Origin of the sequence: Pseudomonas delhiensis (assembly GCF_900187975.1) — a bacterium.
GTDB lineage: Bacteria > Pseudomonadota > Gammaproteobacteria > Pseudomonadales > Pseudomonadaceae > Pseudomonas > Pseudomonas delhiensis.
Genome location: NZ_FZPC01000016.1, coordinates 24,820 through 38,708 on the forward strand (window position 1 = coordinate 24,820; position 13,889 = coordinate 38,708).

The 13,889-nt window shown below is 68.4% G+C and carries 11 protein-coding genes and 1 pseudogene; 5 read left to right on the forward strand and 7 right to left on the reverse strand.

The annotated features are described in order from the left end of the window. Positions 1 to 10 precede the first annotated feature (10 nt). On the forward strand, positions 11 to 2,356 hold the full coding sequence (locus CHC02_RS15480; protein WP_089392352.1) for a trimethylamine N-oxide demethylase: 2,346 nt from the start codon (positions 11 to 13) through the stop codon (positions 2,354 to 2,356). 458 nt (positions 2,357 to 2,814) lie between these two features. Further along, positions 2,815 to 3,393: pseudogene (locus tag CHC02_RS30950) on the forward strand (methyl-accepting chemotaxis protein); the annotation flags it as partial. Between the two features lie 265 nt (positions 3,394 to 3,658). Here the strand turns inward: CHC02_RS30950 and CHC02_RS15490 are convergent. From CHC02_RS15490 to glnT, 7 genes are all read right to left on the reverse strand, one after another. Beyond that, positions 3,659 to 4,000: a DMT family transporter gene (locus CHC02_RS15490; protein ID WP_089392354.1), complete on the reverse strand. Its 342-nt coding sequence runs from the start codon at positions 3,998 to 4,000 to the stop codon at positions 3,659 to 3,661. A gap of 67 nt (positions 4,001 to 4,067) precedes the next feature. After that, a complete protein-coding gene (locus CHC02_RS15495) occupies positions 4,068 to 4,406 on the reverse strand; it encodes a P-II family nitrogen regulator (protein ID WP_089392355.1) in 339 nt (112 codons plus the stop codon). 11 nt (positions 4,407 to 4,417) lie between these two features. Further along, positions 4,418 to 5,737, reverse strand: a complete 1,320-nt coding sequence (locus CHC02_RS15500) for an ammonium transporter (RefSeq protein WP_089392356.1) — start codon at positions 5,735 to 5,737, stop codon at positions 4,418 to 4,420. A gap of 680 nt (positions 5,738 to 6,417) precedes the next feature. Then, a complete protein-coding gene (locus CHC02_RS15505; protein ID WP_089392357.1) occupies positions 6,418 to 7,743 on the reverse strand; it encodes an FMN-binding glutamate synthase family protein in 1,326 nt (441 codons plus the stop codon). 20 nt (positions 7,744 to 7,763) lie between these two features. Then, the gene (locus tag CHC02_RS15510; protein ID WP_089392358.1) at positions 7,764 to 8,438 is read right to left on the reverse strand and encodes a GltB/FmdC/FwdC-like GXGXG domain-containing protein; all 675 of its coding nucleotides are present in this window, start codon (positions 8,436 to 8,438) and stop codon (positions 7,764 to 7,766) included. A gap of 34 nt (positions 8,439 to 8,472) precedes the next feature. Continuing rightward, positions 8,473 to 9,378 carry a class II glutamine amidotransferase gene (locus CHC02_RS15515; RefSeq protein ID WP_089392359.1) on the reverse strand — a complete coding sequence of 302 codons (906 nt, stop codon included), beginning with the start codon at positions 9,376 to 9,378 and terminating at the stop codon, positions 8,473 to 8,475. A 91-nt stretch (positions 9,379 to 9,469) separates the two neighbouring features. Next, positions 9,470 to 10,804: a type III glutamate--ammonia ligase gene (glnT, locus tag CHC02_RS15520; RefSeq protein WP_089392360.1), complete on the reverse strand. Its 1,335-nt coding sequence runs from the start codon at positions 10,802 to 10,804 to the stop codon at positions 9,470 to 9,472. 287 nt (positions 10,805 to 11,091) lie between these two features. Between glnT and CHC02_RS15525 the strand changes: the two genes are divergently transcribed. From CHC02_RS15525 to folD, 3 genes are all read left to right on the forward strand, one after another. After that, positions 11,092 to 11,685 carry a helix-turn-helix domain-containing protein gene (locus tag CHC02_RS15525; RefSeq protein WP_009622552.1) on the forward strand — a complete coding sequence of 198 codons (594 nt, stop codon included), beginning with the start codon at positions 11,092 to 11,094 and terminating at the stop codon, positions 11,683 to 11,685. 453 nt (positions 11,686 to 12,138) lie between these two features. Continuing rightward, on the forward strand, positions 12,139 to 13,005 hold the full coding sequence (gene purU, locus CHC02_RS15530; protein ID WP_089392361.1) for a formyltetrahydrofolate deformylase: 867 nt from the start codon (positions 12,139 to 12,141) through the stop codon (positions 13,003 to 13,005). Continuing rightward, positions 13,002 to 13,889 carry a bifunctional methylenetetrahydrofolate dehydrogenase/methenyltetrahydrofolate cyclohydrolase FolD gene (folD, locus tag CHC02_RS15535; RefSeq protein ID WP_089392362.1) on the forward strand — a complete coding sequence of 296 codons (888 nt, stop codon included), beginning with the start codon at positions 13,002 to 13,004 and terminating at the stop codon, positions 13,887 to 13,889. Before purU ends, folD begins: the two co-directional genes overlap by 4 nt.

The following is a 13,889-nucleotide window of genomic DNA, read 5'->3' on the forward strand; positions in this document are numbered from 1 at the left end:
GAGCACGACCATGAACCTGCCCGTGACGAGCCGCCCCCTGGAGCCGGCCCTGTTCGCCCGCGCCCCGGCGCTGGAGCGCCACCGCGTCGCCCCCGGCGGCCTGACCGTGCTGGCCCTGGAAGCCGGCGACCGCCTGCAGGTCGTCGACCTGGAAGGCGACCAGGCCGCCGAGCTGCTGGCCTTCACCACCGACGGCCGGCCGGCGCTGGCCGAACTCGGCCTGGCGCCCAGCCCCGGCGCCGCCTTCATCCACCACCTGCTGCACGACGGCAGCCGCGAGGCCGCCCACGTCAGCGCCGGCCTGGCGCGGCGCGGCGTCGACTGCCGCCACTTGCCGAGCCCCGCGCGGCTGTGGGAGAGCGGTACGCCGGCCGGCTACAGCCGCACACTCGACGCCGGTGCGGCGCTGCTGGTGCTGGTCGCCGCCCCCGGCGGACGCACGGCGGTGGACAGCCAGGCGCGGGCCAGCGAACTGCGCCTGCTGGTGCACCGCGCCAACCCGCGCCAGGTGCTCGCCCCGCCGCTGCCGGCGCCGTTGGGCGAGGTGCTGGACGAATTCACCATCCGCCCCGGCACAGCCAACGCCTACACAGTCGCCGCCGGGCAATACATCCAGGTGCTCGACGTCGCCGGCCGGCAGTGCTCGGACTTCGTCGCCTTCGTCCGCCGCGGCCTGGACGCCGGCCGCGAGATCGACCTCGACCCCACCGTCACCCGCACCCTCAACGGCAACGCCTACCCCGGCCCGGGCCTGTACAGCCGCTTCTACGACCGCGACCTGCAGCCGATGCTGGAGGTGCTGCGCGACACCGTGGGCCGCCACGACACCTTCGCCCTGGCCTGCACCGCGCGCTACTACGAGGCCCAGGGCTACTTCGGCCACGCCAACTGCAGCGACAATCTCAGCCGCGCCCTCGCCGCCCACGGCGTGCGCGGCCGCGCCGGCTGGCCGGCGATCAACTTCTTCTTCAACACCGGGGTGGACGCGCACCAGCAGCTGACCCTCGACGAGCCCTGGTCGCGCCCCGGCGACTACGTGCTGCTGCGCGCCATGACCGACCTGGTCTGCGCCAGTAGCTCCTGCCCCGACGACATCGACCCGGCCAACGGCTGGCAGCCCACCGACATCCACGTCCGCGTGTACAGCGAAAAGGAGCGTTTCAGTATCGCCATGGCCAACCGCAAGACGCCCGACGCCGACCCGGTGCTGACCCGCGAAAGCGGCTTCCACCCCGGCACCTCCGCCCTCACCCGGCAGTTCGTCGACTACCGCGGCTTCTGGACGCCGACCCACTTCGACGGCTACGGCGCCATCGAGGAGTACCACGGCTGCCGCGAGAAGGTGGCGGTGATGGACCTTTCCGCCCTGCGCAAGTTCGAGGTGCTGGGCCCCGACGCCGAGGCACTGCTGGACTACTGCCTGACCCGCGACGTGCGCAAGCTCGCGGTGGGTCAGGTGGTCTACTCGGCCATGTGCTACGAGCACGGCGGCATGCTCGACGACGGCACCCTGCTGCGCCTGGGGCCGGACGCCTTCCGCTGGATCGGCGGCGAGGACTACGCCGGCGACTGGCTGCGCGAGCAGGCGCAGAAGCTGGGCATGAAGGTGTGGGTGAAGAGCGCTTCCGAGCAGATCCACAACATCGCCGTGCAGGGCCCGCTGGCCCGCGAACTGCTCAAGGGCATGGTGTGGACGCCGGGCACCCAGCCGAAGCTGGAGGACCTGGGCTGGTTCCGCTTCCTCAGCGGCCGCCTGGACGACTACAACGGCCCGCCGCTGATGGTCTCGCGCACCGGCTACACCGGCGAGCTGGGCTACGAGCTGTGGTGCCACCCGAGCGACGCCATGGCCGTGTGGAACCGCCTGTGGCAACTGGGCGAGCCCCTGGGCCTGGTGCCCCTGGGCCTGCACGCGCTGGACACGCTGCGCATCGAGGCCGGGCTGGTGTTCGCCGGCTACGAGTTCGACGACCAGACCGACCCCTTCGAGGCCGGCATCGGCTTCTGCGTGCCGCTGAAGACCAAGCAGGCCGACTTCATCGGCAAGGATGCCCTGCTAAGGCGCAGCGCCAACCCGCAACGCCGCCTGGTGGGGCTGGAACTGGAGGGTAACGAGACGGCGCACCACGGCGACTGCGTGCACGTCGGCCGCGCCCAGGTGGGCGTAATCACCAGCGCCACCCGCTCGCCGCTGCTGGGCAGGAACATCGCCCTGTGCAGGCTGGACGTGGGTTACTGCGAGCCGGGCACGCCGGTGCAGGTCGGCAAGCTCGACGGCCAGCAGAAGCGCATCCCCGCGCGGGTGGCCGCCGGCACCGTGGCCTACGACCCGCAGAAGAGCCGCGTGCGCGCCTGAGGCGCTTTCTGGAGTGGCTTTTGCAAGGCTGCAGCCAGACACGTCGCTCGCAGCCCCAGGAGGAAAGGCCGATGTGGTTCAGCAAGGCATCCCGCAACCTGGCCGAGGAACTCGGCCAGTGGCTCGACCAGCTTCCCAGCGCACCGGACACGGCGCCCCCGCGGCACTGCGAACCGCGCCTGCGTAGCAGCCTGGAGCGCCTGCAGAGCGGCTGGCACGAACTGTTGAGCTTCCGCCAGCACGCCGAACGCCAGGCGCCGCCGCCCTGCAGCGCCGAGGAATACGCCGCGCTGACGAAACGCCTGGCCCAGGCCGAACAGCAGAACCTGCAATTGCGCGGCGAGCTGGAACAGCAGCAGGGTCAGCTGACGGCCCTGGAGGCCGAGCGCCGCCAATGGCAGGAGGAACGCGAGGTCTGGGAGCTGACCCAGCGCACCCTCACCGAGGGCTGCTGGGCGATGAACGTGGTCAACGGCGACCCCGACCACCCGCACAACCTGATCCGCTGGTCCGAGCAGTTCCGCGAGCTGATCGGCTACAGGCGCGAGGAATTCCCCGACGGCTGGGACAGCTACTTCGGCGTGGTCAACCCGGACGACCTGAAGACGGTCATGCAGACCTTCAACGCCGCCATGGCCGACGCCAGCGGCGACGGTTCCTACGCCGTGGAATACCGCATGCGCCACAAGACCCGCGGCGAGGTCTGGTTCCGCGAACGCGGCCGCTGCCTGCGCGACGGCCGCGGCCGGCTGCTGTACGTCACCGGCGCGGTGCGCGAGATCAGCGACGAGAAAGCCGCCGCGGCCCTGCACGAACGCGAGCAGGCGAACATCCAGGCCACCTACGGGCAGATCGCCCAGGTCGCCGGGGTGATCCGCGGCATCGCCGAACAGACCAACCTGCTGGCCCTCAACGCCGCCATCGAAGCCGCCCGCGCCGGCGACCAGGGCCGCGGCTTCGCCGTGGTGGCCGACGAGGTGCGCAACCTGGCGCGGCGCACCCAGGAATCGGTGCAGCAGATCCAGGCGATGCTGCAGCAGCACTGAACCAGCAGGACGCACGCTTCTCGTACTCGTAGGAGCGAGCTTGCTCGCGAACGGTGCTCGCCGGCAGCAGCTGTGCTTGAGATGAACGCCGCCCCCTCTCCCCAGCCCTCTCCCTTCAGGGAGAGGGCTGGGGAGAGGGGGCTCTCAACCCCAACACCTCTATCCCCCTGTAGGAGCGGGCCCTGCCCGCGATTTCGCGCGCAGGGCGCGCTCCTACATGGCAATGGCGCGAATGGGACAGCATCCACGATGGCCCCTACGCCACCTGCCCTCCCCCCGCCAGCTTCAGCCCGACGATCCCACCCACGATCATCACCAGGCACAACGCCTTCAACGCCCCCAGCGGCTCGCCGAGGAACAGGCTGCCGTAGGCCACCGTGCCCAGGGTGCCGATGCCCACCCACACGGCGTAGGCCAGGCCCAGCGGCAGCTCGCGCACGGACAGGCTCAGCAGGTAGATGCTCAGCGCCAGGAACACCCCGCAGTACAGGCTCGGCCCGAGCCGGGTGAAGCCCTCGGTGCGGGGGATGATCGAGGCGTAGAGCACTTCGCAGAGCCCCGCCAGGACCAGGTAGCCCCAGCCGTTCAACCAGGCCATCGGTCATTTCTCCTTTCCCAAAAAGAACGCCGACGCGGGGGCGTCGGCGCAGGGTGGCACTAGGGGCTCAGACGGCGTCTTCGCCCAGCTCGCCGGTGCGGATGCGCACGATGCTCTCCAGGTCCTGGACGAACACCTTGCCGTCGCCGATCTTGCCGGTGCGCGCCGCCTTGAGGATGGCGTCGACGGCGGCCTGGCACAGGGCGTCGGCGACCACCACTTCCAGCTTCACCTTGGGCAGCAGCTCCACGACGTACTCGGCGCCCCGGTAGACCTCCGAATGGCCCTTCTGCCGGCCGTAGCCCTTGACCTCGGTGGCGGTCACGCCATGCACGCCGGCCTCGGTCAGCGCCAGGCGCACGTCGTCCAGGCGGAACGGCTTGATGATCGCGGTGATGAGTTTCATGGCAGCGATCCTCAGTTGGAGTACTTGTAGCCGACTTCGCCGTGGGCAGAGAGGTCCAGCCCGTCCACCTCGGCTTCCTCGTCCACGCGCAGCCCGCCGCACAGCGCCGCGGCCACCTTGAAGGCGACCAGGCTGGTGATGGCCGAGAAGCCGATGCTGAACAGCAGCACGCCGCCATTGACCAGCAGCTGGTCGAACAGCCCGCGGCCCTCGGGGAAGCCCTGGCCGCCGATGGCGCCGAGGGCGAACACCGGGGTCAGCAGGCCGCCGAGGATGCCGGCCACGCCGTGCACGCCGAACACGTCGAAGGCGTCGTCCAGGCCGATCATCGGCTTGAGCTTGTCCACCGACCAGACGCACACCGGGCCTGCGATCAGGCCGAGCAGGATGGCGCCCATGGGGCCGACGTAGCCGCAGGCCGGGGTGATCGCCACCAGCCCGGCGATGGCGCCGGAGACCGCGCCGAACAGGCTCGGCCGGCCCTTGTGCTGCCACTCCACCAGCATCCAGGCCAGGGCGCCGGCGCAGCTGGCGAGCATGGTGTTGACCATCACCAGCATGGCGAAGCCGCTGGCGGCCAGCGCGCAGCCGCCGCAGAAGCCCAGCCAGCCCACCCACAGCAGCGAGCCGCCGGTGAGCGTCATGGTCATGTTGTGCGGCGCCAGGGTGGCGGTGCCGAAGCCGCGGCGGCGGCCCAGCAGCCAGGCGCCCACCAGCGAGGCGATGCCGACGTTGAGGTGCACCACGTTGCCGCCGGCGAAGTCCTGCACGCCCAGGTTGAACACCCAGCCGCCGCCCCAGGCCATGTGCGCCATGGGGATGTAGTTGATGGTCAGCCACACCGCCATGAACACCATGACCGCACCGAACTTCATGCGCTCGGCGAAGGCGCCGACGATGATCGCCGGGGTGATGGCGGCGAACAGCAGCATGAACAGGAAGTACAGGTACTCGGGGATGGTGCCGACCACCGAGTCCTTGGTGATGCCGACCATGAACAGCTTGTCCAGGCCGCCGATCACCGACTGCAGCACGCCGCCGTCGGTGAAGGTCAGGCTGTAGCCGTAGACGGCGAACAACACCGACATCAGCGACGCGGTGCAGAACACCTGCATGAGGATCGACAGCACGTTCTTGGTCCGCGCCATGCCGCCGTAGAACAGCGCCAGGCCCGGCAGGGTCATCAGCAGCACCACCAGCGAGCAGAGCGCGACGAAGGCGGTGTCGCCGCTGTTGATCGCCGGCGGCGCCTCGTCCGCCAGGGCGGCGACACTGCCGAACAGCAGGGAAAGGCCCAACATACTGCGGCTCACATGTGAAAACCGGATCATTGCCTGTTGCCTCCAACCGACGGGGACGGGGCCGGCCCGCGGTCGGATGCACGGGCCGGCGTTTCGAGCGCCCTGGACAGGTGGACGGGCCGCAGCCAGTGCCTTCCTGTAGGGCAATTTTATTTCCTTGTAGGCATAGCAATTGGCCTGCCAAGGCCCGTCGGGGGCGGCCAATTTCTGCTATGTGGCTGAATGGAAAGGGTTTGTTTTGGCAGGCGGGTAAGCGGGCCGAGGCCCTGATCGGCAGGTCGCGCATTTTCTTGGTGCGAATTTGAATTTCCTGCCAGGCAATATGGCAGCCCTGTCTGGCGTTGGTGCGGGGCTCGGCAAATCGCGGATAAGATCCGCTCCGCCACCCCACCGCACCATCCCCTGTAGGAGCGCGCCCTGCGCGCGATTTCGCGGGCAGGGCCCGCTCCTACAATTGCCATGAGGCACGGTACCCCGTAGGGCGCATAACCGTTCGCGGTTATCCGCCGTTGACCGGAACACCGGTGCCCGGGGCTGCCGACGAATACGGCTCCTCGCAGGATGGGTGGAGCGAAGCGATACCCATCCTGCGGAAAACGCCACCGAGCGCCCAGGAACCGTAGGAGCGGACTCCGTCCGCGATGTCCCCTGCCGGAGAAAACAAAAAGGCCGGCGATCGCTCGCCGGCCTTCGGTATCACCCGCTGGGGCTCAGTACTGCACCTGCCCCGGCACCCAGCTGGTGCCGGCCAGCGGCACGCGGGCCATGGCCGCGGCTTCCACGGTCAGGGCCACCAGGTCCTCGGGGTCGAGGTTGTGCAGGTGCGACTTGCCGCAGGCGCGAGCCATGGTCTGGGCCTCCAGCACCAGCACCCGCAGGTAGTTGGCCAGGCGGCGGCCGGCTTCCACCGGGTCCAGGCGCCTGGACAGCTCCGGGTCCTGGGTGGTGATGCCGGCCGGGTCGCGGCCGTTCTGCCAGTCGTCGTAGAAACCGGCGGCCGAGCCGATCTTCCTCAGCTCCTCGTCCAGGCGCGGGTGGTTGTCGCCCAGGGCCACCAGCGCGGCGGTGCCGATGGCCACCGCGTCGGCGCCCAGGGCCATGGCCTTGGCCACGTCGGCGCCGTTGCGGATGCCGCCGGAGACGATCAGCTGAACCTGGCGGTGCATGCCCATCTCCTGCAGCGCCTGCACCGCCTGGGGAATGGCCGGCAGGATGGGGATGCCGACGTGCTCGATGAACACTTCCTGGGTGGCCGCGGTGCCGCCCTGCATGCCGTCGAGGACGATCACGTCGGCGCCGGCCTTCACCGCCAGCTTGACGTCGTAGTACGGGCGGCTGGCGCCGATCTTCACGTAGATGGGCTTCTCCCAGTCGGTGATCTCGCGCAGCTCGGCGATCTTGATCGCCAGGTCGTCCGGGCCGGTCCAGTCCGGGTGGCGGCAGGCGCTGCGCTGGTCGACGCCGATCGGCAGGGTGCGCATGCCGGCCACGCGCTCGGTGACCTTCATGCCCAGCAGCATGCCGCCGCCGCCCGGCTTGGCGCCCTGCCCCAGGACGATCTCGATGGCGTCGGCCTTGCGCAGGTCGTCGGGGTTCATGCCGTAGCGCGAGGGCAGGTACTGGTACACCAGGTGCCGGGACTGGCCACGCTCTTCCGGGGTCATGCCGCCGTCGCCGGTGGTGGTGCTGGTGCCGGCGATGCTGGCGCCGCGGCCCAGGGCTTCCTTGGCGTTGGCCGAGAGCGCGCCGAAGCTCATGCCGGCGATGGTCACCGGGATCTTCAGGTGGATCGGCTTCTTGGCGAAGCGGGTGCCCAGCACCACGTCGGTGCCGCATTTCTCGCGGTAGCCTTCCAGCGGGTAGCGCGAGACGCTGGCGCCCAGCAGCAGCAGGTCGTCGAAGTGCGGCAGCTTGCGCTTGGTGCCGCCGCCGCGGATGTCGTAGATGCCGGTCTCGGCGGCGCGCTGGATTTCCTGGATGGTCAGGCGGTCGAAGGTGGCGGACTCGCGCAGCACCGGGGTGTTCTTCTCGCTCATGGGGGATTCCTCGCTGCGGATCAGTACGCGGATGCGTTGTCGACTTTGAAGTTGTACAGCTGGCGGGCCGAGCCGTAGCGCTTGAAGGCGGCCGGGTCCTCGTCGAAGCCGGCGCGGTTGAGCAGTTCCCTGAGTTCTTCCAGGTGCTCGGCGCGCATTTCCTTCTCGATGCAGTCCGAGCCCAGGGACTTCACCTCGCCCTTGACGTAGATGCGCACCTCGTACAGCGAGTCGCCCAGGGCGTCGCCGGCGTCGCCGCAGACCACCAGGCGCCCGGCCTGGCCCATGAAGCAGCTCATGTGGCCGATGCTGCCGCCGACCACGATGTCCACGCCCTTCATCGAGATGCCGCAGCGCGCCCCGGCGTCGCCCTCGATCACCAGCAGCCCGCCATGGGCGGTGGCGCCGGCGGCCTGTGAGGCGCTGCCCTTCACCCGCACGCTGCCGGACATCATGTTCTCCGCCACGCCCACGCCGACGTTGCCGTGCACGGTGACGCTGGCCTTCTGGTTCATGCCCGCGCAGTAGTAGCCGGCGTGGCCCTGGATATCCACGGACACCGCCTGGTCGATGCCCACGGCCAGGTTGTGCTTGCCGTCAGGGTGGGTCACCAGCCATTCGCGGTCCTGCACTTCGCCGTGCAGGGCCTGGTTCAGTTCGCGCACCGAGGCGCTGGAAAGGTCGATGGTCTTCATGCAAAGGTCTCCAGAATGTTCTGCTCGGTGCGGATCAGGCGCTCTCGCGCTCCCAGACGTAGAGGGTGGCCGGCTCCGGCTCCCAGACGCGCGCCTTGTCGATGCCCGGCAGGCTGGCCAGGGCCTGGTATTCCGAGGCCATGGCCACGTAGTCGTCGGTCTCGGCCAGTACCGCCGGCTTGCAGGCGATGGGGTCGCGGATCACCGCGAAGCCGTTGCGGGTGCCGATGGCGAAGGTGAAGAAACCGTCCAGGTCGTTCAGCGCGCCGTCCAGGGCCTGGGCCAGGCTGTCGCCCTGGCGCAGGCGCCAGGTCAGGTAGCCGGCGGCCACTTCGCTGTCGTTGTCGGTCTCGAAGGCGATGCCCTGGCGCTTGAGTTCCTGGCGCAGGCGGAAGTGGTTGGACAGCGAGCCGTTGTGCACCAGGCACAGGTCGGCGCCGGTGGAGAACGGGTGGCTGCCCTCCATGGTCACCGCGCTCTCGGTGGCCATGCGGGTGTGGCCGATGATGTGGCTGCCCTTCATGCCGGCCAGGCCGAAACGCTGGGAGATTTCCTGCGGCAGACCCATGCCCTTGAGGATCTCGATGCTCTGCCCGGCGCTCATGATGCGCACCGCCGGGGCCAGCTCGGCCAGGGCCTCGCGCACCGCGGCTTCGTCGCAGTGGATCTTCAGCACCGCGGCGCTGGCGTTCTGGAACCAGTCCAGCGAGCAGCCCAGGCGCGCTTCCAGGGCGCCCATCAGCTCGGCCCAGGGGTAGCCGGCGTCGCTGGCCTGCAGGGTCAGCTTGACCCAGCCGTCGGCCACCTCGTCACCGTAGATGGCGAAGCCGGCGCTGTCCGGGCCGCGGTCGGTCATGGCTTGCAGCATGGGTTCGAAGAGTTTGCCGAGCTGGCTCTCCAGCTCGGTTTTCTTCAGGTAGAGGCCTACGATTCCGCACATGGTTCGTCTCCTTCGAGGCAGCAGGCGACCGCCGCGTGGTGTTCACGGTCGCCCAGAGGGGTAAATGAGGTGCGCCCGGCGGGCGCGGCGGTCAGAAGAATTCGGTGTAGCGCTGGATCTCCCAGTCGGAGACGTGGCGGCTGTATTCCACCCACTCCATGCGCTTGAGCTTGATGAACTCGTCGACGATCTCGGCGCCGAGCACCTCGCGGAACAGCGGGTCGGCCTCCAGGGCGTCGGTGGCCTCCTTCAGCGACTGCGGCAGGGTCTTGATGCCGCGCGCGGCGATCGCCTCCAGGCTGAGGTTGTAGAGGTTCTCGTTGCACATCTCGCCCGGTTCCAACTGGCGGTCGATGCCATCCAGGCCCGCGGCGATGATGGCGGCGGTCACCAGGTAGGGGTTGCAGCCGGCGTCGGGCAGGCGGAACTCCAGGCGGCCGTAGGGGATGCGCACCATCGCCGAGCGGTTGTTGGCGCCGTAGGCGATGAACGCCGGGGCCCAGGTGGCGCCGGACAGCGAGCGGCCCACCACCAGGCGCTTGTAGGAGTTGACCGTGGGCGCGGCGAAGGCGCACAGGGCCGGGCCGTGGGCCAGCAGGCCGGCGGCGAAGTGGTAGGCCAGCTTCGACAGGCCCATGCCGCTGGGGTCGGACGGGTCGTGGAAGAGGTTCTTGTTGGTCGCGCTGGCGATCGACAGGTGGAAGTGCATGCCGTTGCCGGCGCGCCTGGGGTCGGGCTTGGGCATGAACGAGCAGATCATGCCCAGGTCGTTGGCGATCTCGCCGGCGGCCATGCGGAAGAAGGTGAAGCGGTCGGCCGACTCCATGGCGTCGCTGTAGGTGTAGTTGATCTCGAACTGGCCGTTGGCGTCCTCGTGGTCGATCTGGTAGATGTCGAAGCCCACCGGCTGCAGGGCCTCGGTCAGGCGTTCGAGGAACTCGCGGGAGCGCGACAGGCCCTTGTAGTCGTAGCAGGGCTTGTCGAGGTTGTCCGAGGCGTCCACCAGCTGCAGCTTGCCCTGGGCGTCGCGGCGGAACAGGCTGAATTCCGGCTCAAGACCAGTGTTCAGCACCCAGCCCTTGTCGGCCAGGCGCTGCACCTGCTGCTGCAGCACGAAGCGGCTGTCGTAGGGGTGCGGCTTGCCGTCGACGTGGCCGATGCAGACCACCCGGCCGTAGCCCGGCTGCCAGGGCACCGGGATCAGCGTGGCAAGGTCGCCGCGGGCCATGAAGTCCGGGCCGTGGGGCTCCATGCCCATGCCGCAGATGGCGAACCCGGCGAACCCGGCGCCCTCCTCGGCCACCGCCTTGAGGCCGGACACCGGCACCGACTTGGTCTTCGCGGCGCCGTGGATGTCGACGAACTGCGCCAGCACGTACTTGATGCCGTGCTGGTCGATGGTGCGCTGGGTTTCGGGTGGCAACATGGGGGAGCTCTCCGGTTGAATGGGCAAGGCGTTGTCGATGCCTGGGGCGGTTTGCGCCGGGGGTTTCGCCCGTCGAATTCCGCTCAGGAAACTTACTTTCCCATTAGGAATGCAATGCCAGTGCCAAGTCCGGTGCACCATGATGGATGGCAGCCACGGCGGCTTTTCTTCTGTATATATGGGAAACTAGCTTTCACTGTGGGAAAGTGGCAACGCACCACTCGCCCTTCCGCACTTTCTCAGTGCGAAACTAATATTCTTGAACCTAAACCGTGCAGGAACCCTGAATGTCGACCGAGACCCAACCGCGCCTCCGCCTGGAGCAGTACCTGGGCATGCAGATCAAGCGCCAGCGCCAGGCGCAGGAGCTCAAGCTGGCGGACGTGGCGCGCATCGCGGGGATCAGCCAGGGCATGCTGAGCAAGATCGAGAACGCCCAGGTCTCCACCAGCCTCGACACCCTGAGCCGCCTGTGCGACGTGCTCGGCATGCCGATGTCGAAACTCTTCAGCCAGTACGACCAGCCCGACGGCAACGCCCTGCTGGTGAAGGCCGGCGACGGCCTGGAAGTGGTGCGCCGGGGCACCGAGAAAGGTCACACCTACCAGTTGCTCAACCACACCCGCGGGCCGAAGAAGAACTTCGAGGCCTACATGGTCAGCATGGACGACGCCAGCGAGGAGTTCCCGACCTTCTCCCACCCCGGCACCGAGTTCCTCCACCTGCTCGAGGGCGAGCTGGTGTACCGCCACGGCAACCAGCTCTACCCCATGCAGGCCGGCGACAGCCTGACCTTCGACGGCGAGACGCCCCACGGCCCGGAGAAGCTGGTGCAGGTGCCGATACGGCTGTTGTCGATCATGAACTACGGCAACGACTGAGGCGCCGGGAAGCCGGGAACGGCCTTCCTCCGCAGGAGCGGATTCATCGGCGATTTCCCAGCGGGGCTCGGCCTATCGCGGATAAGACCCCATCGCACCATCCCCTGTAGGAGCGCGCCCTGCGCGCGATTTCGCGGGCAGGGCCCGCTCCTACAATTGCCATGAGGCACGGTATCCCGTAGGGCGCATAACCGTTCGCGGTTATCCGCCGATGGCCGTGGCACCAATGCCCTGCGTCCTTCCTTCCCCTCGACCATTCGGCCGAAAACTTTCCTGACAGGATAAAAATTTTCCCAAGGGTATGGACCCACGGATTCGCTTCGCCTATAAAAGCGCGAAAGGAAATTTATATTCCCAACAGTAAAAAATCCTTCGCCGGCGAAAGCCCCTTTCACCGGCGAACCTTCCGCCCTTGCGCGCCGAGCTGCCTCCCACTCACTTCGAGGACCCGACATGCACCACGCCCCCAGCCACTTCATCATCCGCATCAGTTGCCCGGCGGTGTCCGGGATAGTCGCGGCGGTGACCACCTACCTGGCCGAGCAGGGTTGCTACATCAGCGAGATGGCGCAGTTCGACGACGAAGGCAACGGCCGCTTCTTCATGCGCGCCGTGTTCCGCTTCAACCAGGGCCTGGATGGCGACATCGGCAATATCGAATCCGGTTTCGCCGACGTGGCCAGCCGCTTCGACATGGACTGGAGCCTGCACAGCAGCGCCAAGCCCATGCGCGTGCTGCTGATGGTCAGCAAGTTCGACCATTGCCTGGCCGACCTGCTCTACCGCCACGCCAAGGGCGAGCTGGACATGACCATCACCGCCATCGTCTCCAACCACCTCGACCTGCGCCCCATGGCCGAGCGCGAGGGCATCCGCTTCATCTACCTGCCGGTGACGAAAGACACCAAGGCCCAGCAGGAAGCCGAGCTGCTGAAGATCGTCGCCGAGACCGGCACCGAACTGGTGGTGCTCGCCCGCTACATGCAGATCCTCTCCGACGACCTGTGCAGGCAGCTCTCCGGCAAGGCCATCAACATCCACCACTCCTTCCTCCCCGGCTTCAAGGGCGCCAAGCCCTACCACCAGGCCTACGAGCGCGGCGTGAAGCTGATCGGCGCCACCGCCCACTACGTCACCAGCGACCTCGACGAGGGCCCGATCATCGAGCAGGAAGTGCAGCGCGTGGACCACGCCTACGCCCCCGACGACCTGGTGGCCATCGGCCGTGACACCGAGACCATCGCCCTCTCCCGCGCGGTGAAGTACCACCTGGAACACCGCGTCTTCCTCAACCACGACCGCACGGTGATCTTCAAATGAATGCCATTCCCAGCGTCAAGCTCATCGACGGCAAGGCCACCTCGGCACGGGTGCTCGCCGAGGTCCGCGAGGAAGTCCTGGCCCTGCGCGAGCACGGCATCCAGCCGGGTCTCGCCGTGGTGCTGGTGGGCAGCGACCCGGCCAGCCAGGTCTACGTGCGCAATAAAGTGCTGCGCGCCGAGGAAGTCGGCATCCGCTCGCTGGAGCACAAGCTGCCGGCCGACACCGGCGAAAGCGCCCTGCTCCAGCTCATCGCCGAGCTGAACGACGACCCGGCGGTGAACGGCATCCTCGTGCAACTGCCGCTGCCCGGGCACATCGACGAGAACCGCGTGCTCCAGGCCATCGACCCGCTGAAGGACGTCGACGGCTTCCACAGCGAGAACGTCGGCGGCCTCAGCCAGGGCCGCGACGTGCTCACGCCCTGCACGCCGGCCGGCTGCATGCGCCTGCTGCACGACACCTGCGGCGACCTCTCCGGCAAGCACGCGGTGGTGATCGGCCGCTCCAACATCGTCGGCAAGCCCATGGCCGCGCTGCTGCTCAAGGCCCACTGCACGGTGACCGTGGTGCATTCGCGCAGCGCCAACCTGCGTGAGCTGTGCCGCCAGGCCGACATAGTCGTCGCCGCCGTCGGCAAGCCGCGCCTGGTCGACGCCAGTTGGCTGAAGCCCGGCGCCGTGGTGATAGACGTGGGCATCAACCGCATCGACGAGGACGGCCGCAGCAAGCTGGTCGGCGACGTCGACTTCGACAGCGCCCTGGCCCAGGCCGCGGCCATCACCCCGGTGCCCGGCGGCGTCGGGCCGATGACCATCGCCTACCTGATGAAGAACACCCTGGCCGCCGCGCGCCTGCAACGCGCCGGCGCCACCGCGGAGTAA

Coding starts and splice junctions, on each gene's coding strand:
- CHC02_RS15510 (WP_089392358.1), bottom strand. CDS start 8,438: ATGAAGACCATCGACCTTTCCAGCGCCTCGGTGCGCGAACTGAACCAG.
- folD (WP_089392362.1), top strand. CDS start 13,002: ATGAATGCCATTCCCAGCGTCAAGCTCATCGACGGCAAGGCCACCTCG.
- CHC02_RS15500 (WP_089392356.1), bottom strand. CDS start 5,737: ATGATCCGGTTTTCACATGTGAGCCGCAGTATGTTGGGCCTTTCCCTG.
- CHC02_RS15525 (WP_009622552.1), top strand. CDS start 11,092: ATGTCGACCGAGACCCAACCGCGCCTCCGCCTGGAGCAGTACCTGGGC.
- CHC02_RS15505 (WP_089392357.1), bottom strand. CDS start 7,743: ATGAGCGAGAAGAACACCCCGGTGCTGCGCGAGTCCGCCACCTTCGAC.
- CHC02_RS15480 (WP_089392352.1), top strand. CDS start 11: ATGAACCTGCCCGTGACGAGCCGCCCCCTGGAGCCGGCCCTGTTCGCC.
- CHC02_RS15515 (WP_089392359.1), bottom strand. CDS start 9,378: ATGTGCGGAATCGTAGGCCTCTACCTGAAGAAAACCGAGCTGGAGAGC.
- glnT (WP_089392360.1), bottom strand. CDS start 10,804: ATGTTGCCACCCGAAACCCAGCGCACCATCGACCAGCACGGCATCAAG.
- CHC02_RS15490 (WP_089392354.1), bottom strand. CDS start 4,000: ATGGCCTGGTTGAACGGCTGGGGCTACCTGGTCCTGGCGGGGCTCTGC.
- CHC02_RS15495 (WP_089392355.1), bottom strand. CDS start 4,406: ATGAAACTCATCACCGCGATCATCAAGCCGTTCCGCCTGGACGACGTG.
- purU (WP_089392361.1), top strand. CDS start 12,139: ATGCACCACGCCCCCAGCCACTTCATCATCCGCATCAGTTGCCCGGCG.